General features: G+C 46.7%; 17 protein-coding genes and 2 tRNA genes. 6 read left to right on the forward strand and 13 right to left on the reverse strand.

Annotation, left to right across the window (positions count from 1 at the left end):
- Positions 1-448 precede the first annotated feature (448 nt).
- The gene (locus JNUCC1_RS03435; RefSeq protein ID WP_156644098.1) at positions 449-1,534 is read right to left on the reverse strand and encodes a hypothetical protein; all 1,086 of its coding nucleotides are present in this window, start codon (positions 1,532-1,534) and stop codon (positions 449-451) included.
- Positions 1,483-2,622 carry a hypothetical protein gene (locus JNUCC1_RS03440; RefSeq protein ID WP_156644100.1) on the reverse strand — a complete coding sequence of 380 codons (1,140 nt, stop codon included), beginning with the start codon at positions 2,620-2,622 and terminating at the stop codon, positions 1,483-1,485. Before JNUCC1_RS03440 ends, JNUCC1_RS03435 begins: the two co-directional genes overlap by 52 nt.
- Before the next feature lie 338 nt (positions 2,623-2,960).
- On the opposite strand from JNUCC1_RS03440, the gene JNUCC1_RS03445 reads away from it, so the two are divergent.
- A complete protein-coding gene (locus JNUCC1_RS03445) occupies positions 2,961-3,740 on the forward strand; it encodes a CAP domain-containing protein (protein ID WP_156644102.1) in 780 nt (259 codons plus the stop codon).
- A gap of 89 nt (positions 3,741-3,829) precedes the next feature.
- Here the strand turns inward: JNUCC1_RS03445 and JNUCC1_RS03450 are convergent, their stop codons facing one another.
- The 7 genes from JNUCC1_RS03450 to JNUCC1_RS03480 all read right to left on the reverse strand — a co-directional run bounded on the left by JNUCC1_RS03450 (position 3,830) and on the right by JNUCC1_RS03480 (position 11,228).
- Positions 3,830-4,114 (reverse strand): hypothetical protein, encoded by a 285-nt coding sequence (locus tag JNUCC1_RS03450; RefSeq protein WP_231746963.1) that lies wholly within the window; start codon positions 4,112-4,114, stop codon positions 3,830-3,832.
- A gap of 579 nt (positions 4,115-4,693) precedes the next feature.
- Entirely contained in the window at positions 4,694-5,698 is a 1,005-nt protein-coding gene (locus tag JNUCC1_RS03455; protein WP_156644104.1) for an inorganic phosphate transporter, read from the reverse strand.
- A gap of 18 nt (positions 5,699-5,716) precedes the next feature.
- Positions 5,717-6,334 (reverse strand): DUF47 domain-containing protein, encoded by a 618-nt coding sequence (locus tag JNUCC1_RS03460; RefSeq protein WP_442915446.1) that lies wholly within the window; start codon positions 6,332-6,334, stop codon positions 5,717-5,719.
- Between the two features lie 248 nt (positions 6,335-6,582).
- Complete coding sequence (locus tag JNUCC1_RS03465; RefSeq protein ID WP_156644105.1) at positions 6,583-6,795, reverse strand: hypothetical protein; 213 nt, start codon at positions 6,793-6,795, stop codon at positions 6,583-6,585.
- Positions 6,796-7,243: 448 nt separating this feature from the next.
- Positions 7,244-9,037, reverse strand: a complete 1,794-nt coding sequence (locus JNUCC1_RS03470) for an ABC transporter ATP-binding protein (protein WP_156644107.1) — start codon at positions 9,035-9,037, stop codon at positions 7,244-7,246.
- Positions 9,034-10,767, reverse strand: coding sequence for an ABC transporter ATP-binding protein (locus JNUCC1_RS03475; RefSeq protein ID WP_156644109.1), 1,734 nt, complete (start codon positions 10,765-10,767; stop codon positions 9,034-9,036). Before JNUCC1_RS03475 ends, JNUCC1_RS03470 begins: the two co-directional genes overlap by 4 nt.
- Positions 10,764-11,228, reverse strand: a complete 465-nt coding sequence (locus tag JNUCC1_RS03480; RefSeq protein ID WP_156644111.1) for a MarR family winged helix-turn-helix transcriptional regulator — start codon at positions 11,226-11,228, stop codon at positions 10,764-10,766. The genes JNUCC1_RS03475 and JNUCC1_RS03480 overlap by 4 nt, the downstream gene beginning before the upstream one ends.
- A 220-nt stretch (positions 11,229-11,448) precedes the next feature.
- Between JNUCC1_RS03480 and JNUCC1_RS03485 the strand changes: the two genes are divergently transcribed.
- Positions 11,449-12,933, forward strand: a complete 1,485-nt coding sequence (locus tag JNUCC1_RS03485; RefSeq protein ID WP_331713588.1) for an MDR family MFS transporter — start codon at positions 11,449-11,451, stop codon at positions 12,931-12,933.
- A 66-nt stretch (positions 12,934-12,999) separates the two neighbouring features.
- Here JNUCC1_RS03485 and JNUCC1_RS03490 read toward each other — a convergent pair whose 3' ends face one another.
- Together JNUCC1_RS03490 and JNUCC1_RS03495 are read right to left on the reverse strand one after the other, a co-directional pair.
- Positions 13,000-14,379 (reverse strand): MDR family MFS transporter, encoded by a 1,380-nt coding sequence (locus JNUCC1_RS03490; RefSeq protein WP_197431618.1) that lies wholly within the window; start codon positions 14,377-14,379, stop codon positions 13,000-13,002.
- A 249-nt stretch (positions 14,380-14,628) separates the two neighbouring features.
- Positions 14,629-15,294, reverse strand: coding sequence for an SDR family oxidoreductase (locus JNUCC1_RS03495; RefSeq protein ID WP_331713589.1), 666 nt, complete (start codon positions 15,292-15,294; stop codon positions 14,629-14,631).
- Between the two features lie 384 nt (positions 15,295-15,678).
- On the opposite strand from JNUCC1_RS03495, the gene JNUCC1_RS03500 reads away from it, so the two are divergent.
- The 4 genes from JNUCC1_RS03500 to JNUCC1_RS03515 all read left to right on the forward strand — a co-directional run bounded on the left by JNUCC1_RS03500 (position 15,679) and on the right by JNUCC1_RS03515 (position 18,394).
- Positions 15,679-15,750 (forward strand) — tRNA-Gly (locus tag JNUCC1_RS03500).
- Positions 15,751-15,754: 4 nt separating this feature from the next.
- A tRNA-Pro gene (locus tag JNUCC1_RS03505) sits at positions 15,755-15,828 on the forward strand.
- Positions 15,829-16,040: 212 nt separating this feature from the next.
- The gene (locus tag JNUCC1_RS03510; protein ID WP_156644115.1) at positions 16,041-17,495 is read left to right on the forward strand and encodes a nicotinate phosphoribosyltransferase; all 1,455 of its coding nucleotides are present in this window, start codon (positions 16,041-16,043) and stop codon (positions 17,493-17,495) included.
- Positions 17,496-17,824: 329 nt separating this feature from the next.
- Complete coding sequence (locus tag JNUCC1_RS03515; RefSeq protein WP_156644117.1) at positions 17,825-18,394, forward strand: DUF6241 domain-containing protein; 570 nt, start codon at positions 17,825-17,827, stop codon at positions 18,392-18,394.
- 457 nt (positions 18,395-18,851) lie between these two features.
- Here JNUCC1_RS03515 and JNUCC1_RS03520 read toward each other — a convergent pair whose 3' ends face one another.
- The gene (locus tag JNUCC1_RS03520; protein ID WP_156644119.1) at positions 18,852-19,601 is read right to left on the reverse strand and encodes a creatininase family protein; all 750 of its coding nucleotides are present in this window, start codon (positions 19,599-19,601) and stop codon (positions 18,852-18,854) included.
- Positions 19,602-19,829: 228 nt separating this feature from the next.
- Positions 19,830-20,285, reverse strand: coding sequence for a hypothetical protein (locus tag JNUCC1_RS03525; RefSeq protein WP_156644121.1), 456 nt, complete (start codon positions 20,283-20,285; stop codon positions 19,830-19,832).
- Positions 20,286-20,294: the final 9 nt, after the last annotated feature.

Genomic DNA, 20,294 nt, shown 5'->3' on the forward strand with positions numbered 1-20,294 from the left:
TAAATATCTATGAAATTATTGAGTAGGTACAGCGTTTCTACTCTTTTCACTGCATACACAGATAAAAGAATAGGTGGTTTGCAATGATAAATATCTCCCGCGTCTTCACTATGACCGTTTCCTTATCTCAAATGACTCAACATCTGTTTTGTCATTTGAGATGAACACATAATCTATGTCCTTCAAATCACCGACATACTCTTTAAGTTTATCAACCGTTCTGATCTCGTCAGTTTTTACGGCAATCGTATTTGTTATTTTATTAGTCGGGATGTTTGAATCAATATCAAATAACTTTTCAGAGGTTTTTAGAATGCTTTAAAAGCTATACAATAAAAAAGGAAGCCACTGCGAGAATGGCTTCCTTTTTTTATTGATTCTTATTTTATCTGATTGAATCTACCACAGTGATTTCTGACCCAGACGACTCCCACTCGCCTTTTTCATGTTACCAAACGCCAACTTCCTGAAGCAGGATTTTTCCAGACGGCGCGTGAAAATGCAGAGTGAAACTGGCAATCTCTGTTGGATCAAAAGCCGGATCTGCTTGCGTAAATGCTTCCAATGGCAGATCTATCGTTTGAAATATAGGTTCCCAAGCTGGAGAGTACTTGCCATCTCGAAACATGCTGTCGAACAGCCCAAAATGAGTAAAGTCTGTTTTTATAACAGGCGGGATTGGCCCGAATTCATCGAGCGATCGCCGTACGCTGAGACCGTCTACAGTTTCCAGTTCCACGTCAATATCCGGGAGACGCCCCCCATCGTCAGCTGCATCGACGTTGGCCATGGTCAGCGTGATGTACTTCGCTGGCTCATGAGCAGCTGTCTCTAAGACATTCTGCGATAGATCAATAGTGTATGCCGCTTTGTCGCGCCACTCGAGCTTAAGCGCGTCTGCTGGGAGGGCTTTTTCTTTACGATCCTCAGGTGTCGTCACTTCCCAGTTTGCAAACCCCTCAACGTTCAAATCTATCATCTTGCCGCGATCGAATTGCACAAGGGGCCGGTAGTAAGCATGCTGGTGTTGACTTATGAGCGCGGTATCTGGAAGCCAGTCACGACCATGCCGGTAATCCTGAAACAACTTATCATAAACCATTTCCCCATGAAAAATCCGTTCCATAAAGGCGGATACATACACTTTAGCAATTTGCCGCTGGGCTTCAGGTACCATTGTTTCCTGCTGGTTCAAAAACAATCCGCGCGGCAGACTTTGATCCAGACGACCCCAGCTGGTATTAAACTGGGCATGGTTCGCATCGCCAATATAAAGCGCGGCCTTGAAGCCATCTTCATACTGGCCAAATGTCGTCCGGTAAAACTGACGGTCACCCCGAAAATCAGTAATGTCAGCGTCCCTGGCCCCCTGCAGCACTAAATAAGAAACATTGTGTAAGTGGGGATATTCGCCATCGATCTCCTTGTCCGTCGGAGCCAAAGCTGTGACCGCTCGGATGTTGACTGAGCTCATCTCTTCAATCAGGGCTTCATCATCGCCAAAGAAAGTCGGGTAATCCCCGGCCATTGCCACCGCCTGTCCCCTCTTGAATGCCCAATCAATGCGACTTGGTCAAAATCTGCTTTTCCAAATAAGGCACTGGTCTCAGATTGATTCATCCGCTGCAGCTGAGCAAGATGCTTCAATAACAGCCATGCCCGAAGTTGATAGTTATCATTGGGGCTGCCTGACACATTGGAATAATTAACAAAATCCTCATCCACTGAAATCGCCAAGAATCCCCGAGAAGCCAGCTGCTCTCCAAGATAATCATAGCCATCGGTTGAAAAATATTCCATCGTATGATTGCCATGTACCATCAGCACAACTGGAAACGGCCCGTCCCCATCCGGCAGCCAGGTCCGCCCGTTCAGAGGCAAATTTTCAGGCCCGAATTCCCAGAACGCTTCCCGCTTCTCGGGCCATTTGGTAATAAAGTCAGACGCATCCACAGTTGGCGTCACCTCGTCCACTTCAGCACCATATTCCGCCCGTTGCACATCATCCCCGCTCCCATATGTGAAAAATGTAAAGTCATGCGGCCCGGACTCCCCAGGGTTCGAGACATCAATAGTCGCTGGCGCATCTCCAGTAACTTGTAAGGAAAGCTCTTGCTCGTCTAACTTCCCGGCCAAAATAGCCACAACCACAAGCCCCGCTGCTCCCAGCAAAATCACGCGACCAACCTTTTTCCGAATCAAAAAAATTACTGCAAGCCCTATGAGTCCTACAGCCAGACCATAGCCAATCCCGGCAATATATGAAAATAGCAACCCGCTTTTCACGTAATATAAAATAGCCACACTAAGCGCCATCATATAAAGGAGACTGCCGAGCGCAAGCCTGGGCAGCGGCACATACATTAGAGATAGCACGATACCGAGAACAAGACTCACGATTAAAAAAGCCAGGCCGTTCAGACCTACTGCTTTTGCAATATCGGAAGCATGCGCCAGCATACCAGCCCCTGTTGGACTTCCGATGGCCACGGTGACCGCAGCTGCTGTCGTACCCAGCCAGCATACGAGGATCAGCCATTTTGCCACTGCATGATCACGTTCCGGCGTCAGCACCACACGCCGGCCGATCCAACGCATTACATTGATCAGTCTATGTTTCATTGCGCGTCCCTCTCCCCGAAGTTCTTTTCTACTATATTATAATAGCTAGCCTGGCTAATAGCCAGACCATGACAGCAATTGGTGTTATGTAACAAAATCATGACAAAACGTTTTGCTCCGTAACAAACGAGCTGCTTTTTCACAGTCGTCAAGTGGCATTTACTCGAAGTTTTTTCCAGATAAACGATGATTTTCCATAAATGGCTGTCTATTTTCAAAGTGTTATAAGGGTTAACGTTAGAAGCGTGTTCATTGGCAGCGCTTGCCAGTAATATTACAAAAAACACGTGGTATGATGTTTTTGCAAGACAAAACCAAACTAAAAAGAGGTGCAGAATATGTTTAAAAAAGTATCAATCGTTACAGCCCTGTCAGCAACATTATTGTTCGGCGGTGCTTTTCAAAATACAGCAGACGCTTCAGCTCAAAGTGGCAACCACCAGAATCAGGCAAACCAGACTTACCAAACACATTACGTTGTCAATGGCAACTGGAATTTCCAAAACAACCAGGACTTCAATAATTTCTTAAATCGTTTTTTCAAGCAATATAAGCCTGAACAAAAACAACCAGATACTAATGAAAAACCTGATACAAATAAAAAAACCGAAACAAACAAAAAACCAACCGCTAATCAGAACAAAAACGTAACTCAAACACCAGCAAAACAGGAATCACAGACACCAGCACAAAAACCTGTCCAAAAAGAACAGCCTTCTTCAAATTCAGCCATCGAAGGCTTGAGCCAATACGAGCAGCAAGTCGTTGATCTGACCAATCAGGAACGTGCAAACCACGGTCTCGCTCCGCTGAAAGCAGACAAAGAGCTAAGCCGTGTAGCCCGCGAAAAGTCTCGCGACATGCGTGCCAATCAGTACTTTGACCACAACAGCCCAGTATATGGCTCACCATTTGATATGATGAAGTCATACGGCATCCACTACAGCACTGCCGGCGAAAATATCGCCAAAGGCCAGCGCACCCCTCAGGAAGTTGTGGACGCTTGGATGAACAGCGCCGGTCACCGTGCCAACATCCTGAATGGCAACTTCACCCATATCGGTGTCGGCTATGTGGAACAAGGCAACTACTGGACACAGCAGTTTATTGGTAAATAAGCTCTGGAAATGAAGAGAGACCAGCCCTTGAGGTTGGTCTCTTTTTTCGAGTAAAAAGTTTATCCGAAATGGTTTATTGATTTTGGTCTCTAGAATGGCAAATCCTCGTCCTGAATATCAAACTCCGGTTGCTTAGGCTTAGACCTTGACTTATGCTTGGATTCCGGATTCTCTATAACCTTGCCGAATTTTTCCTCATATAAATCCCTTACCCAATATTTGACCGGGGCTTTCCATTTTTCCTTTGGCCCTGGTATGTTTTTAATCAAACTCTTAGGCTTCATACCCAATTCCTTCGCCATTTGAATATCAGCCAGATTCAGCTTACAGCGTTTTTTAGCCTCAGCCCAATCAGGATTGTATTTCTTCCCCATGACGAACCATCCTTTCTTGGAAAAGTTTCTTAAGTATTATTTATAGATAGCTGTTTTCATATTGATTGTCGGTATATATTGAGACATAGTGTAAGTAAACTGCGAACTAAATAGGCGGTTTTTTGACTGCCATTAAGCACTCTATATGTTTAAACGAGCACCGTGATTTGCGCTGCGGGAAGTCGCTTTCCGCGGGCACGGCCTCAGTCTCCTCGCTCGCAAAGACCGCTCACTGTGGGGTCTTCGGACTCGTGCTGTTCCCGCAGGAGTCGACTTCCCTCCGCTCCAATCACTTTATGTAATATAGTGGCTTGGACGATTTTACTCACATAAGAGTTAGAGAATAACCTCTCATACCTAGCTCGGGGAAAACACGGAGACTCCTGTGGGAGAAAAAGCCTAGATGAGACCCCGGAGCGCGCAGCGCGAGGAGGCTCATCAGCGCCCACTGGACGCGGAGTGTTTTCCCCGAGCGGTTGCCAGAAGCAGTCATAAAGTTTTTTCTAGTTCGCAGTTTGTGTCTACTATTCGTTAAAGATTCTGATTGTGAAAGCATTAATTTTTCAAAAAAAAACCCTTCTACAAAAAAGGGAGCAGTTGTAGTCCTGTGAATATGATGGCTCCGAGTAGGGCGGTGACTGGGAGGGTGATGACCCAGGTGACGATCATGCGCTGGGCGGTGCCCCAGTTGACGCCTTTCACACGATGAGAAGCCCCTACACCCATAATGGCTGAAGAAATAACATGTGTGGTGCTCACCGGCAAATGAATCAACGTGGCACCGAGAATCGTGGCGGCGCCGGTCACATCAGCAGCAACACCGTTGACAGGGCGAATTTTCATGATTTTGCCGCCAACGGTTTTGATAATCCGCCAGCCGCCGACTGAAGTCCCGAGCGCCATTGCCGTGGCACAGCTGAATTGCACCCAGAACGGGACATCTGTTGTCGTGTGCATACCACCGACAATCAATGCCATCGTGATAATCCCCATCGATTTCTGGGCGTCATTTGTCCCATGAGCATATGATTGAACGGCGGCTGTGAGAATCTGCACCCGACGAAATTGCTTGTTCGTTTTGGCGAGGTTTCGATTTTTAAACACTATTTTGATGATCGTATAAATAATATAGCCGGCCACAAAGGCAATAAGCGGTGATGCTAACAGCCCCTCGATAATCGATATAAAGCCGCTGTACTGCACAGCATTGAAGCCGTCTGACGCTATTACGCTTCCTGCAATCGCACCAATAATCGCATGCGATGAACTGCTCGGAATGCCGAACACCCATGTCACGAGATTCCAGATGATTGCGGCAATCAATGCAGCCAGAATCACGGTTGTGCCATTTTCCAGATCGAACGGATTGGCGATACCGCTTGTGATTGTCTGAGCAACACCAGTGAACGTCAGCGCCCCCAGAAAGTTCATCGACGCTGCAAGCATAATCGCCCGCCTAGGGGGCAGCGCCTTCGTGGACACAGATGTCGCGATGGCGTTGGCTGTATCATGAAAGCCGTTGATGAAATCAAATATAAGTGCAAATATAACGATGCAAATAACAACCAAAAGTAAACTGTCCATACAATACAAGACCCCTTATTATGCGTTTTTCATGATGATGCTTTGCAGGACACTGGCCACATCTTGAAAACGGTCGGCGATCTCTTCCAGCGTTTCGTAGATCTCTTTATATTGAATCACCTTAATCGCATTCGTTTCTTTTTGGAACAGATCCTTCATCGACGAGCGGTATAACTCGTCACATTTGCTTTCATATTCCTTGATCTGTATCGCATGCTGTTCAATGTCTTCCAATTTGCTATCAGCCAACAGTTCCAACGACAGCACAATTTCCTTTGCAGACTTCTGGATATAATCCGTAAAGGCATCCATATAATCATCAGAAGACAGCACCTGGTGAATATCCATCAGCGCAGAGAATTCTTCCATCCCGTCAAGTACGTCATCCAGATTCATTGTCAACTGCATAATATCCTCACGCTCGATCGGTGTAATAAACACCTGATTCAAGTCACTGATAATATCATGCACCTTGTCATCCGCTTCCGACTCATACCGCTTCATGGTGTTTGCAAATTCCAGCAGGGTCTTGGGATCCTTGACCTTGAACGTCAGAAAATAATCTGCAGCTTCATCCAAATGCTTCCCAAAATCCAGCAAATACGTCATAATCTTGTCCGGCTTTTGATTAAAAATACCCACGCCAAGACCTCCCATTTTGAAAGTAACCTAAAACTCATTATGTACCCGACTTACTTGAAATATTATACGCTTCATCAAAAGAACTTTCCAGAACTGATCGAAGTAAAAATGCTTGGCTGTCGTTGGAAAATTCCAGGTAACGAAGGACCGGGGTGAGGTGAATCGCTTTCATTCAACATGTAAAAAAACGCTTGGATAGGTTATGCCTGATCCAAGCGTTTTTCATTTTTGCTTCCTTTAGTTTAAAATAACTGAGCAAGAAAATCCCTAATTTGCACACTGAAAGCCAGGATTAGAATCAACGATATCACCATGAAAAATACAATCGTAGGTGCAGCATTTGATTTGGCATCTGTTTCTTCGTCACCCTGGTAAGCTTTTACCAATTGACGCATCCCAAGTGATGCCAATCCAAATAACATCGCTCGCATCAACATAGCCCCCACTTTTTTCACACGATACACCACCCTTACATATATAAATGTTATCTATGATGTACACTCTACATGTATTTTAACACAAATCCGTGAAAACTTCCTGTTGTTTCTTTAAAATTCTGCCAAATTAAAGTGGTATTACTTTTACCAATAGCGTCTGGGAAGATTATTATGTGTGAATCAGACTTAATGCGGGCTTAGTGAAATGGGTAGGCGTGTTCAATCTGATATTTGCACACTCATTTCCTGTTATGCACATTCAATCCCATATATGCACACTCGTTTCCCGTTATGCACATTCAATCTCATATTTGCACATTCGTTTCCCGTTATGCACATTCAATCCTATATATGCACATTCGTTTCTCGTTATGCACATTCATTCCCATATATGCACATTCAACTTTTCCCCACACGGCCCCACCAAAAAACCCCCGGCAGCACCGGGGGTTTTCCTAATCTCAACCTAACTTGCTTCAACCTCTGCAAACTGGCTGTTATACAAGTCAGCGTAGAAGCCGTTTTGTTGGAGTAGTTCGTCATGTGTGCCTTGTTCAATCACATTCCCGTGATTCATGACGAGAATTTTGTCTGCGTCTTGAATCGTGGAGAGTCTGTGGGCGATGACAAAGCTGGTCCGCCCTTCCATAATCTTGTTCATGGCTTCTTGGATGAAGACTTCTGTCCGAGTGTCCACGCTGGAAGTCGCTTCATCAAGGATCATGATCGGCGGATCGGCCAATATGGCGCGTGCAATGGTCAAGAGCTGTTTTTGCCCTTGTGAAATGTTGGAGGCATCTTCATTTAACACCGTATCATAGCCACCGGGCAGTGTCCGGATGAATTGGTCGGCCCGGGCGGCTTTGGTAGCTTCAAGCACTTCTTCCTCTGAGGCATGTTCTTTTCCATATGCGATGTTATCGCGGATCGTGCCGTTAAACAGCCATGTATCCTGAAGCACCATGCCGAACTGAGCGCGCAGATCGTGCCGTGACATGGACTGAATATCGTCGCCGTCCACCTTGATCGAGCCGCCATTCACTTCATAAAAGCGCATGAGCAAGTTAATCATTGTCGTTTTTCCTGCACCGGTTGGACCAACGATGGCCACCGTTTGTCCTGGCTTGACATCAATGTTTAAGTCTTTCATGAGTAGTTCGTCATCATAGCCAAACGCAACATGATCAAACGTGACCGCCCCTTCTGTCGGAGCCACATCTCCTGAAGATGTTTCAGGGACTTCTTCTTCCTCATCGAGCAAGTTGAAAACACGTCTGGCTGCAGCAATGGTTGCCTGAATGATGTTGGCGATGTTGGCGGTTTGGTTAATCGGCTGGTTAAATTGTTTCGTATAGGTGATAAACGCCTGGATATCACCTATAGAAATCGCCCGCTGAATCACCAGCAGACCCCCGACAATGCTGATCACGACATAGCTTAAGTTGCCGATGAATGTCATCATCGGATTGATAATGCCTGAGATGAACTGGGCTTTGCTTCCGGCTTCGTATAGCTCTTCGTTGACGTCATCAAACGCTTTCTGGGCATATTTTTCCTGACCAAATGCCTTCACAACTTCATGGCCGGTGTACATTTCTTCAATATGGCCATTCAGATTGCCAAGCGTGTTTTGCTGATTGGTGAAGTAGCGCTGGGAACGCTCCAGAAATGGTTTAATCACAAACAGCGATAACGGAATACTGACGACAGCTATCAGCGTCAGAATCGGGCTGATGGTCAGCATCATAATCGTAATCCCGAGGAGCATGACCATGGAACGGATAAACTGGGTAATGCTTTGCTGCAGCGTATTGCCGATGGTGTCAATGTCGTTGATCACACGGCTGAGCGTATCCCCGTGGGAGTGGCTGTCATAATACTTGAGCGGCAGCTTTTTCAGCTTGCTAAAAATCTCCGCTCGTAAATCATAAACTGTGTTTTGTGCAACACTTGCCATTAAATACTGCTGCAGGAACGTGAACAGACTACTGAAAACATAGAGTCCTCCGAGCAAGAGGAGCATTTTTCCCACTTTGGCAAAATCAATGCCCGTTCCTGTTCCAGTGAGCTGTGAATAGGCACCGTCGAAAACGACTGTAATCGTGTCACCCATCACTTTAGGACCTAAAATGGCAAACAATGTACTTAAAATAACGGCGACCAGTACCACGAGCAAACGGTTGCGGCGCGGTGCCAGATAACGGAGGAGCCGCATCAGTGTTTTCATCGATTGACCTTGTTGCTTCTTTTGTTTGCTCATGCGATTCCCTCCTCACCATATTGCGATTTGACGATTTCCCGATAGGTGTCGCTCGATTCCAGAAGTTCTTCATGGGTGCCGACACCTTTGACCTCGCCGTTGTCAAGCACAATAATCCGGTCTGCATCTGTAACAGAACTGACGCGCTGGGCGACGATCAGAATCGATGCCTCACTGACTTCCTCTTTCAATGCCTGGCGCAATTTCGCATCTGTTTTATAATCCAGAGCAGAGAAGCTGTCGTCAAACAGATAAACATCGGGACGGCGGACGAGCGCGCGAGCAATTGCTAAACGCTGTTTTTGACCGCCTGAAAGGTTGCTTCCGCCTTGATCAATATGGGTGTCATATCCTTTTTCCAGCTCGGAAATAAATTCGTCTGCCTGGGCGACTTGTGCAGCCCAACGTACTTCTTCCATTGTCGCGTCACTTTTTCCATACCGGATATTTTCAGCTATTGTGCCAGAGAATAAGAAAGCTTTCTGCGGCACGAGGCCAATGCTCGAGCGGACATCGTCCTGAGGCACTTCCCGGATGTCAGCCCCATTGACGCGAATGGCGCCCTCACTGACGTCATAAAAACGCGGAATGAGATTGACCAGTGTCGACTTGCCTGACCCGGTTCCACCGATCACGGCCGTCACTTCTCCAGGCTTTGAGGTAAAATCGATATCGCTGAGTGCTGGCTCTTCTGCGTTTGGATAATAAAACGTGACATGATCAAATGCCAGCGCCCCTTTTTGCGAGGCATCTGCTGGTGCCGCGGCCGACTTATTATCTGTAATCGACCGTTCTGTTTCAAGCACTTCATTGACACGATTTGCCGAAACAGCTGCACGCGGGAGCATCACAAACATCATCGACGCCATGACAAGGGAGAACATGATTTGCATGACATACTGGATAAACGCCATCAGGTCGCCGATCGCCATGTTGCCGCCATCGATCCGCAAGCCGCCAAACCAGATGATCGCCACAACAGTCAGATTCATCAGCAGCATCATGAGGGGCATGAGAAATGCCATCAATTTATTCACTTTGATCGTTACATCGGTCAGATTAAAGTTGGCTGTTTTCAAGCGTTCCGATTCCGCTGCTTCTTTATTAAAGGCCCGGATCACGCGTACACCGGTTAAATTTTCCCGCATAACGAGATTCAGCCGGTCAAGGCGCTTCTGAACAGCTTTAAACAGCGGCATTCCTTTTTTCAAAATCAATACAATCGCAGCGACAAGAAATGGCATAACGCCCAGTACCACAAGGGATAGCTTGGGGTCTTTTGATACAGCCATGATGATCCCGCCAACCATCATAAGCGGTGCCATAATAACCATACGGAGCAGCATCATCATGACGCGCTGGATTTGTGTGATGTCGTTGGTTGTGCGTGTGATGAGAGACGCGGTGCCAATTTCATCAAATTCACGAGAAGCAAAGGTCTGCACATGACTGAACACGTCCCGGCGAATGTCCCGGCCGTGTCCCATCGCGACTCTTGCTGAATAATAACTGGCCAAAACGGCAACACCAACAGCGAGTGCCGTGACCCCAAGCATTGCTGCACCGGTTTTCCAGATGTAGCCGATATCACCTTCAACAACACCGTGATCCACAATGTTTCCCATAAGTGTCGGAAGCAGGAGATTGGACATGGCCTGAAGAAAGACGAGCAGCACAACAAAGGCTACCATCCATTTATAAGGGGCTAGTTTTTTTAAAATAGCGATCATGTTTCTTCATCTCCATCAAAATAAGATATAATATGCTGATGCATATCGATCAATGCACTGAACTCTTCATCTGAAAACGACTCAACGGCGTTTTTGAAGCGATTATGAACCCCATTTTCCTGTGCCGTCATCTCCTGAAGCAGCGTTTGTCCGTGCGCGCTTAAAGACAAAACCATCTCACGGCGGTTGCCTTCTACATGGGTCCGTGTGAGTATTTCAGCCTGGACGAGTCCTTCTATGGCATGGCTCAGTGTGCTTTTTGGAAAATGTGTCCGGGCCTGCAGCTTTTTCTGTGGCATTTCTTTCTTATGGCGCATCAATATCATGATGGCAAATTGAGGGACAGAGAGAGCGTTGTCCATCGCAGTTTGTTTCACCTGCCCCATGATAGCCTTTTGCAGCTGCCAGAACGAATGCATAAGTTGAGAAGGCCGGTTGCTTTCCTGATGATCTTTATTCATAGTCTCACCTGCTTTATATAATCAATTCGCTTGTCTAATCATTCGTAATTAGATAATCTAAAATAAAACAGTTCATAATTGAACCATCAGAATATATTAAACCTGTGAAGGGGGAAAGTCAAGAGGAAGTGTTTTGGTTCGGTTAACTATACATTCATGAAATAGGATGTTATTCTGTACGAATCATATTGTAGTGTTGTGAAACGGGAAGGAGATTAATGTGAGCGAAACAAGCGGATCACCCAATGTATCATGGGATTTACCAGCAAAACAAAAAGGCCTCATGATTGCGGCTTTACTGACAGGCGCATTCATGGGGATTATGAATGAAACACTTTTGGCAACAGCATTGCCATCGATTCAGGATTATTTTTCTATCACACGTGGTGAAGTGCAGTGGATGACGACAGCCTTTTTAATGACAAATGGGATTATGATTCCCATATCAGCGTTTCTGATTGACCGATTTACCACCCGCGGTTTGTTCATGACAGCCATCGGGTTGTTTGGCGTGGGGACACTGATTGCTGCGCTTGCACCCCTGTATCCGGTGCTGCTGCTCGGTCGTGTGGTGCAAGCAGCAGGGTCCGGCATTATGCTGCCGCTCCTGATGACGGTTCTTTTGGCGATTATCTCAGTAGAACGCCGCGGGACAGCCATGGGACTGATCGGAATTGTCATCGCATTCGGACCTGCAATTGGGCCGACGTTATCCGGCTGGCTGCTCGTCCATTTTAACTGGCATGCATTGTTCCTGACGATGCTACCCATTGTGGCGATTACGATCACCATTGCGGCTTTATTCCTTAAAAATGTCACCGATTTGCGGCGACCGAAAATAGATATCTTGTCGATCATTTTATCCACGTTCGGCTTTGGAGCATTTTTATATGGCTTCAGTATTGCCTCAGAAAACGGCTGGGGCAGTCCAATTGTGATTGGGGCGATCGGAGGAGGTGTCATTGTAATAGGTCTGTTTATCTGGCGCCAGTTGAAGCTTGAGACACCGATGCTGGAATTTAGGGTATTTCAATTTAGGATGTTTACCCTGGCCATTACCATTACGATGATGGTCCTCGTCTCGCTTATCGGCGCAGAGACCTTGCTGCCGCTGTTTATGCAAGATGCCCTCGGCTTTTCTCCGTTGAAATCAGGGCTGATGCTCTTGCCCGGTGCGATTGTAATCGGGATCATGTCTCCGATTACCGGACGGCTGTTTGATAAATACGGGGCAAAGTGGCTTGCTTTACCGGGACTAGCTATTGTGACCGTGACGACGTTTCTGTTTACCGATTTGTCACCTGAAACGACATTTACATTTCTGACAATCGTCTATGCCGTGCGCATGTTTGGCCTGTCACTCACGTTAATGCCGGTTATGACATCGGCGCTTAACCAGATGCCGCCAAAATGGTATGCCCACGGATCTGCCGTTGCAAATACCTTGCAGCAGATTTCAGCTTCTATCGGCACCGCGATTCTCGTGACACTCACTGCCATGGGAGCGAAATATTATACAGTGGCAGAAGATGCGTCAGCAGGAATGGCAGAAAAACTGGCCCAAATCGCTGGGTTCGAATGGGCCTTTATCGGCAGCACCGTCCTTGCCTTCATCGGCTTCGTGCTTGCCCTGTTCCTGCATCCACCCGAAAAAGAAAAAGCCATTGTGGGTGAGATTCACGGACAAAACCCGCCACCCGCGTGATTCGACAAAGTTCGGGAAGTGACAGGCACCTTTCTTGTGAAAGGTGCCTGTTTTTTCTCTTCATATTTAATCCTTTTTGACTAGTAGGGATAGGACGAGGCCGACGAGGGCGAATATGAAGGCGACAAGGAAGGCGTTTTTAACACCGGCAAGGTATTCAGTCGCCTGTACTGCCCCACTGTCGGACGCTGTTCGTGTGATAAAGGAAATGATGAACGTCAGTCCGAGCGAGCCGCCAAACTGCCGTGCCGTATTGATCACTGCTGTGCCATGCGGGATCAGTTTATCAGGCAGGGCATTGATCCCTGCCGTCATAATTGGCATATTGATCAGGCCGACACCACCCATCGCAACCATAAATAGCACCATGGTGATGACAAACGGGGTTTCAAGTCCCAGTATAAAATGGAACCCGATTGTGCTCACGGTGAGCAATACAAAACCGATGATCGTAATCATTTTGCCGCCATATTTGTCAAACAAATTACCGGCAAAGAGAGACATCACGCCGAGCGTCAACGCACCAGGCATAACAATCAGCCCGCCGTAATAAGCGGAAAACTGCTGGGCGTTCTGCACGTACATCGGAAGGATGGTCTCAGTTGATATGAGCAAACTGAACGACACGATCGATATAATAACGACCAGCCAAAAGACAGGCACTTTAAAAACGCGCAGCTCAAGAACGGGTATTTTCAACCGCAGCTGGCGCACGACAAACAGCACAAGCGCAATGGCACCAGCAATCACACTCACAATTGTGATCATATTGCCGAGGCCGGAATCCTGTATTTTATTAAACCCATACAGCATCCCGCCAAACGCGACCGTCGACAGAATAACGGAGATCACATCGATGTTCGTTTCACGCTGTTCGGTGATATTACGCATGAACAGATAAATCATACCGATGATCAAAGCCGCCACTGGAAGGGTCAGGTAAAACAACGCCCGCCACTCGAAGTACTCAATTAAAACGCCCGAGATCGGCGGCCCGATGGCAGGTGCCACGTTAATAACCAGGCCGGCGAGCCCCATCGCGAAGCCTCTTTTTTCCTTAGGGTACATCAAAAACAGCACCGTCTGCATGAGCGGAATCATGATGCCTGACCCCATACCCTGGATCACCCTGCCGGCTATCAAGACAGGGAACGACGGCGCAAGCATACCGACAAGTGTACCGATGAAAAACAAAAACATGGCGCTCATCATGAGAGTCCGCGTTTTAAACCGGTCAATTAAATAAGCGGTCACCGGAATCAACACCGCAATCGTAAGCATATATGCTGTCGTCAGCCACTGAACCTCAGTTGAGTTGACATCAAATTCCTTCATAATTTCCGGAAAAGCTGTGATAAGCAAAAACTGCGTCAGCACAGATAAAAATGACGCGGACAAAGCCGTCGCCACGATTAAACGTCTATGAAAAAGTGATAAACGATTCAAAAACACACGTCCTCTCTCGTGCAACAATCTATTTTATATGCTACAACTGATGAGGCGTTTTATCAATGGAAGAAGGTGTGGAAATGCGAATTCATTTTTTATGAAAAAGGGGATCAATCCGTTGAATAACAGGTGTAAGTTGCGACCGAAATGTTTTTTACAAATTGGTATTTACCCCACGCAGCATTTGAAAAGGGAAGCACAGCCACATTGGCCGCGTTTCCCTTTTCATATGGTGTAGCAGTAATCTTAGTAAGCACTCCAGCCCGCATCAGCCGCAAGCGCAACACCGTTGATATAGGATGATTCATCGGAAGCCAGGAACAACGCAATATTCGCGATGTCGTCTACTGTGCCCGCCCGCGGAATCAGGTTCGTTGCACGTGTCGCTGCCTTCATGCCGAACTCATCAATATTCGTCATTGTACCCGCAAATCCAGTGTCGATATTTCCCGGTGCAATGGCGTTGCTGCGAATGTTTTGCGGTCCATATTGAGACGCCACATTTTTCGTCATGCCAACAACTGCATGCTTCACTGCGGTGTAAGCAAGTCCGCCGCGGCCGCCTGTCAGACCTGTGATCGACGCCATATTTACAATGGTGCCACCGCCATTTTCCAGAAAGTGTGGAATGATTGCCCGGAGCCCGTACATGACACCGTTCAAATTAATGTTCATGACGCGATTCCACGTGGCGTCTTCCACATTCGCTGCTGCCTGCATGTTATCACCGACACCGGCATTGTTGACGAGAATGTCCACTTTGCCAAATGCCTTGACCGATTCATCGACCATGCGCACCACATCGTCATTATTGGAAACATCCACTTTTACACCGAGGGCCTCGTACCCTGCTGCTTTTAGCTCATCGACCGTTTCTTTCAGGGCTGTCTCATTAAAATCGACAATTACCACTTTAGCACCTTCACCAGCATACGCCTCAGCGATTTTCTTCCCGATTCCGCCCCACTACCTGTGATAATTGCTACTTTTTCTTTTAATCGTTCCATGTTTAGTCATCCTTTCTTTTGAAAAGATCAGTTGAATGGTCAAATACTTTCAACTTTAATTATACGCTTTACCAGACCATAACAACAGAAAGAACCTTTAATTCAGAGGGGCAAATCCCTGTACAAACAGATGCTTTTGTGATTTAATTCACATTTTTGTCAAATTCAAGCCTCCTCCCACGCTTCCTCAAACCTACCCTCTTGACAACTCTCCCAATCAAGCGTAACATTTCACCTGTCGCAAATATTATTCGACAAAAACCGGGAAGTGACAGGCACTTTTGTTTATGCGGAAGTAGTTCAGTGGTAGAACATCACCTTCCCAAGGTGAGGGTCGCGGGTTCGAATCCCGTCTTCCGCTTCAGCGGGAAGTAGCTTAGCTTGGTAGAGCGCCACGTTCGGGACGTGGAGGTCGCAGGTTCAAATCCTGTCTCCCCGATATATCTCCTTTCATTTGAAAGCATGAGGACTGTAATGTCCTCATGCTTTTTTGTGTTCACTAACCTCCCCTGCCGTTCGACAAAATTCGGGAAGTGACAGGCACCTTATCTGCGAAAAGGTGCCTGTCTTTGGTTTTGTTATCCTTTACATTTCCATTCTTTTGTTCTTTGACTTACAATGACGGTAAGCACACCCAACGGAGGGAACATTATGGATTATGATAATTTGACTTTGCATACGGACAAGTACCAGATCAACATGATGTATGCGCATTGGAAAAACAACACACACAACCGGCGAGCGGTGTTTGACGCGTATATCCGCAAAAACCCTTTTCACAATGGTTATTCCGTTTTTGCCGGTCTTGAAAAAATTGTTCATTATGTCAATAACCTGCATTTCACGGATAAAGATATTGCATATCTTAAAGAGCAGGAAGAAAACTATGAAGAAGCTTTTCTTGATGTATTGCGTGCCTTCAAATTTACCGGCAACATTCATGCCATGCGTGAGGGAGAAATTGTGTTTCCAAATGAACCACTCCTCCGCATCGAAGCAAGTATTTTCGAAGCTCAGCTGCTCGAGACCACCATACTTAACATCATGAACTACCAGAGTTTGATTGCAACTAAAGCGAGCCGTATCAAGCAAGTTGCCGGAAACGACACCTTGGTGGAATTCGGAACGCGCCGGGCACAGGAAGCAGATGCCGCGATCTGGGGCGCACGGGCAGCATATATCGCCGGCTTCCATGGTACGTCCAACATGCGTGCCGGCAAGCTGTTCGGTATTCCGACCAAAGGCACCCATGCCCATTCCTGGATCCAGGATCACGATTCCGAGGAACAGGCATTCATGCATTTTGCCAAAGCCTTGCCTGACCAGGCGATTCTGCTCGTCGACACATACGACACACTCAGATCTGGCATTCCGAACGCGATTAAAGTCGGGAAATGGCTCGAGTCACAAGGAAAAAGATTAAAAGGCATTCGCCTCGACAGCGGAGACCTGGCCCGACTCTCCATCGAAGGCCGGAAAATGCTGGACGAAGCAGGCATGGAGCATGTTCAAATCATGGCTTCCAGCAGTTTGGACGAGGAAGTGATTATGCACCTGAAACTCCAAGGGGCAAAAATCACCTCATGGGGCATCGGTACCAAACTCATCACAGGTGGCGACAACCATTCACTTGGCGGGGTGTACAAGCTTGTTGCCAAAGAAAGCAAGACTGGCGACGGCGACAATGCATATGACCCTGTCATCAAACTTTCCGAAGATCAAGAGAAAGTCGTTACCCCGGGGTTGAAAAAGGTTTACCGGATCATCAACCGAAAAACGAACAAAACGGAAGGCGATTACGTAGCCCTCGAACATGAAACCGTTGACGATGAGCCGCTCCTCATGTTCGACCCGCTCTTCCCGCACAAATCCAAACGGGTTGAAAATTACGAAGCCGTCGAGTTGCTCCAGCCTATTTTCGAGAATGGCGAACAAGTCTATCAACTCCCGACACTCGATGAAATTCACAGCTTTCACGAAAGCCGGTTCTCCTTCATGTGGCAGGAAACCCTGCGTATGCTCAATCCGCAGAAATATTATGTGGACCTAAGCTATGACCTGTGGCAAATGAAACAACAAATGATTGAAAAACACTCAATGAAATAATAACAAGTCAGCGTCGGGGCAGCCCCGCAAAAAAGGAAGTCTTCGAATGGTTCGAAGACTTCCTTCTTACTTGCATGAAATAAGCCCTTCAGTCCCACCCCCATGAGTGCCTGTCACTTCCCGAATTTTGTCGAATGTATGGGGGAGTGTCAGCAGAGTGTTTCCTGGCCTACTTTTGATTTTCAACAGCCTTTCGACTGCGCTTCTTCCTTAACCGATCAACAACTGTATATTCGCAATTTAGCACATACTTCTGTATACTGACATTAGAAATTATACATACACCACTGAAACACGAAGCTTTACATGGAAACACAGGAGGCTGACACATGTATAAAAAAATCATTATTGGATTATTAGGCGCCACTGTTATGATCAGTGGTATACTGGCATTCGTTTTGTTCGATGATATGTTTTTCAGCAAAGAAGGCACAAATGATTCTGAAGAAGCTAAGGCTGCACAAAAGGAGGAAGCCGGCGATCACCGGGAAGATATTCAAGGGAGTGTCACTGAAGACCAGCTGGAAGATTACGCGAATGAGGGATTGAATCCTTTTGGCGAAAATCTGCATGCGGCAGACCTTAGTGATAGCGACTTCCAAGAATACATACATGGCATGTCACATCAAAAAGTCCGCGCAGAAAAGAAATGGGGATTTTACGAGCTACATCCAAAGCGGGTTAAATGGTTGCTCACGGCATTGGATCAAGCTGACGGCATCCATTACACGGAAGAATATGAGAGAATTTTAACCAAATGGGCCAACAAAGATTTTTCAAGTATCGACAACGACCATAACGTCATATGGAAAATGCAAGGCGGCACAGTCGGCAAAGCAACCGGCATCCTCTCCCCAAAAGAAGAAAAAGCCTACCTCGAAAGACAAGGAGGACAATAACACACAGGCACCGCCACCCGACGAATACCTGTTCACGACTAGTGCCGTTCTCTCGACAAATGCCTGTCACTTCCCGAATTATGTCGAATAATCTCACGGCTTGATTTGGGGCCTATTCTTCTTCTATACATTTTCATGATTGTATGTAAAAAAAGCGGGGATGGGGCTCCCACTTATCATTAATTTGTCGCTCCCATGCCGCCATCAACACGATACTGTGCGACTGTAATATACTCACTGGCATCAGAAGCCAGACACAACACCAGACTTCCAATGATATTAAAATCTGCTTAATGCTCTATTGGAATGGTTCTGGCTATTTTTTTGTATTTTTTACTGATTGCTTTCATCCCCTAATACACCATCTTCACTACTTCGCATTCGACACATTCCGACAAAAACCGGGAAGTGACAGGCACTTGTCGAGGCGCTTACGGCACTTAGGGGCCCCTCCCTATCATCGAGCGAAGTCTTCAATGAAGGTGGAGAGGTTGTCCAGTGCGGTTTGGATGATTTTTTCGCCCAGTTCGAAGCTTCCTTGGCGGCCATCTCCGAGGTTGCCGTTATGGGTAGTGTCTTTAAACTGATGGACCACTTTAACAAAATCATTGTTCATATATTTATACGCAAAAGTATCCGTATTCATATCGCTCTTTTCCACGAGATCTTTCCTGACGATATGCGGCGCCATATACAAACTCTCAGAAATCTCCCGCTCACAAGCATGCCCAAAATGTTCCGAATGGATGTGTTCTTGAATCACACCCTTGGCTGCGTCCACAAATTTCGTGTGTGCAACCTCCACGTCATATTCCCTTGCGAGTTTTTCGGACGCGACTGCTATCGCACTTGAATTTGCCCCATGCCCATTGACAAACAAAAACTTTTTCATCCCGTGTTGCTTTAAACTGGAAACCACATCTTCCAAGATAGCCATCAGGGTTTCCGGACGCAGCGAGATCGTGCCGGGGAAATCCATATGGTGCGGAGAAATGCCGTAGTTGACCGTCGGCGCCACCACCACATGAGGATAACTCTTCTCAGCCAGCAATGCACAGAACGCCTCTGCTCTGTATGAATCACACCCTTCCGCTAAATGCCGGCCATGCTGTTCCTGCGCTCCAATCGGAACCACCGCAACCTTAGCCGTTTTCAGTGCTTCCTCAATCTCCGGCCACGTCATGTCTTTTAATATGTAACCCTTCATCGTATCGCTCCCTTTAAAGAGTGGGGATGCTTTATTGAAGCACCCCCTGCTTTTAGACTATTTAGCTATTGAGCTAATTTCTTCTGGTTCCAAAACCATCTATTATAATAATATATTCTAGTTTAACAAGAAGCAAATCCCCCCGATTCCTTCGACACATCTCGACAAATATCGGGAAGTGACAGGCACCATTGCGGCACTGGCACCGTTGTATGGTGTTTTTGCTGTTTAGATAATCCCTTGGAAGCGGAGGATGATTTCTGCTATGATGGCTGAGCCGATGAATGTGCCAAGCATGACGAGTGTGGCGACGACGAGGGCTCTCCAGCCTAGTTTTGTGAAATCAGACCAGGATCTGCCAATGGCAATGCCGGCATATGCAAGAATCGGTGTTGCCAACGCAAGAAGTTCTACCTCGCCGGTCCATTCAACAACCTTTTCAGACCCTGGCATCCAAGGCATCGAAACCAGAACGCCAATAATAGAAATGTAAGCTATGCTTGGAAAGTTAATGGGAATCATTTCTCTTAAAATAAAGCCTGCCAAACAAATGAGTATAAGCACAATCATGCCTGGTATTGCACCAAGGGGCAATATATCATAACCAGCCCAGTTCCCCAAAAGGGAGGTGAAACCAAAAATAACCAGCAGCAGCGTCCACTCTTGAATATTTTTTAATAACATTCCGTTCCC

The sequence above is a fragment of the Lentibacillus sp. JNUCC-1 genome (assembly GCF_009741735.1).
Taxonomy (GTDB): Bacteria; Bacillota; Bacilli; order Bacillales; family Amphibacillaceae; genus Lentibacillus_B.

Excerpts from the sequence above, each read along its gene's own strand:
- JNUCC1_RS03450 (WP_231746963.1), bottom strand. The coding sequence starts at position 4,114 with ATGGGGAAGAAATACAATCCTGATTGGGCTGAGGCTAAAAAACGCTGT.
- JNUCC1_RS03515 (WP_156644117.1), top strand. The coding sequence starts at position 17,825 with ATGTATAAAAAAATCATTATTGGATTATTAGGCGCCACTGTTATGATC.
- JNUCC1_RS03440 (WP_156644100.1), bottom strand. The coding sequence starts at position 2,622 with ATGAAACATAGACTGATCAATGTAATGCGTTGGATCGGCCGGCGTGTG.
- JNUCC1_RS03510 (WP_156644115.1), top strand. The coding sequence starts at position 16,041 with ATGGATTATGATAATTTGACTTTGCATACGGACAAGTACCAGATCAAC.
- JNUCC1_RS03520 (WP_156644119.1), bottom strand. The coding sequence starts at position 19,601 with ATGAAGGGTTACATATTAAAAGACATGACGTGGCCGGAGATTGAGGAA.
- JNUCC1_RS03470 (WP_156644107.1), bottom strand. The coding sequence starts at position 9,037 with ATGAGCAAACAAAAGAAGCAACAAGGTCAATCGATGAAAACACTGATG.
- JNUCC1_RS03525 (WP_156644121.1), bottom strand. The coding sequence starts at position 20,285 with ATGTTATTAAAAAATATTCAAGAGTGGACGCTGCTGCTGGTTATTTTT.
- JNUCC1_RS03475 (WP_156644109.1), bottom strand. The coding sequence starts at position 10,767 with ATGATCGCTATTTTAAAAAAACTAGCCCCTTATAAATGGATGGTAGCC.
- JNUCC1_RS03445 (WP_156644102.1), top strand. The coding sequence starts at position 2,961 with ATGTTTAAAAAAGTATCAATCGTTACAGCCCTGTCAGCAACATTATTG.
- JNUCC1_RS03455 (WP_156644104.1), bottom strand. The coding sequence starts at position 5,698 with ATGGACAGTTTACTTTTGGTTGTTATTTGCATCGTTATATTTGCACTT.
- JNUCC1_RS03480 (WP_156644111.1), bottom strand. The coding sequence starts at position 11,228 with ATGAATAAAGATCATCAGGAAAGCAACCGGCCTTCTCAACTTATGCAT.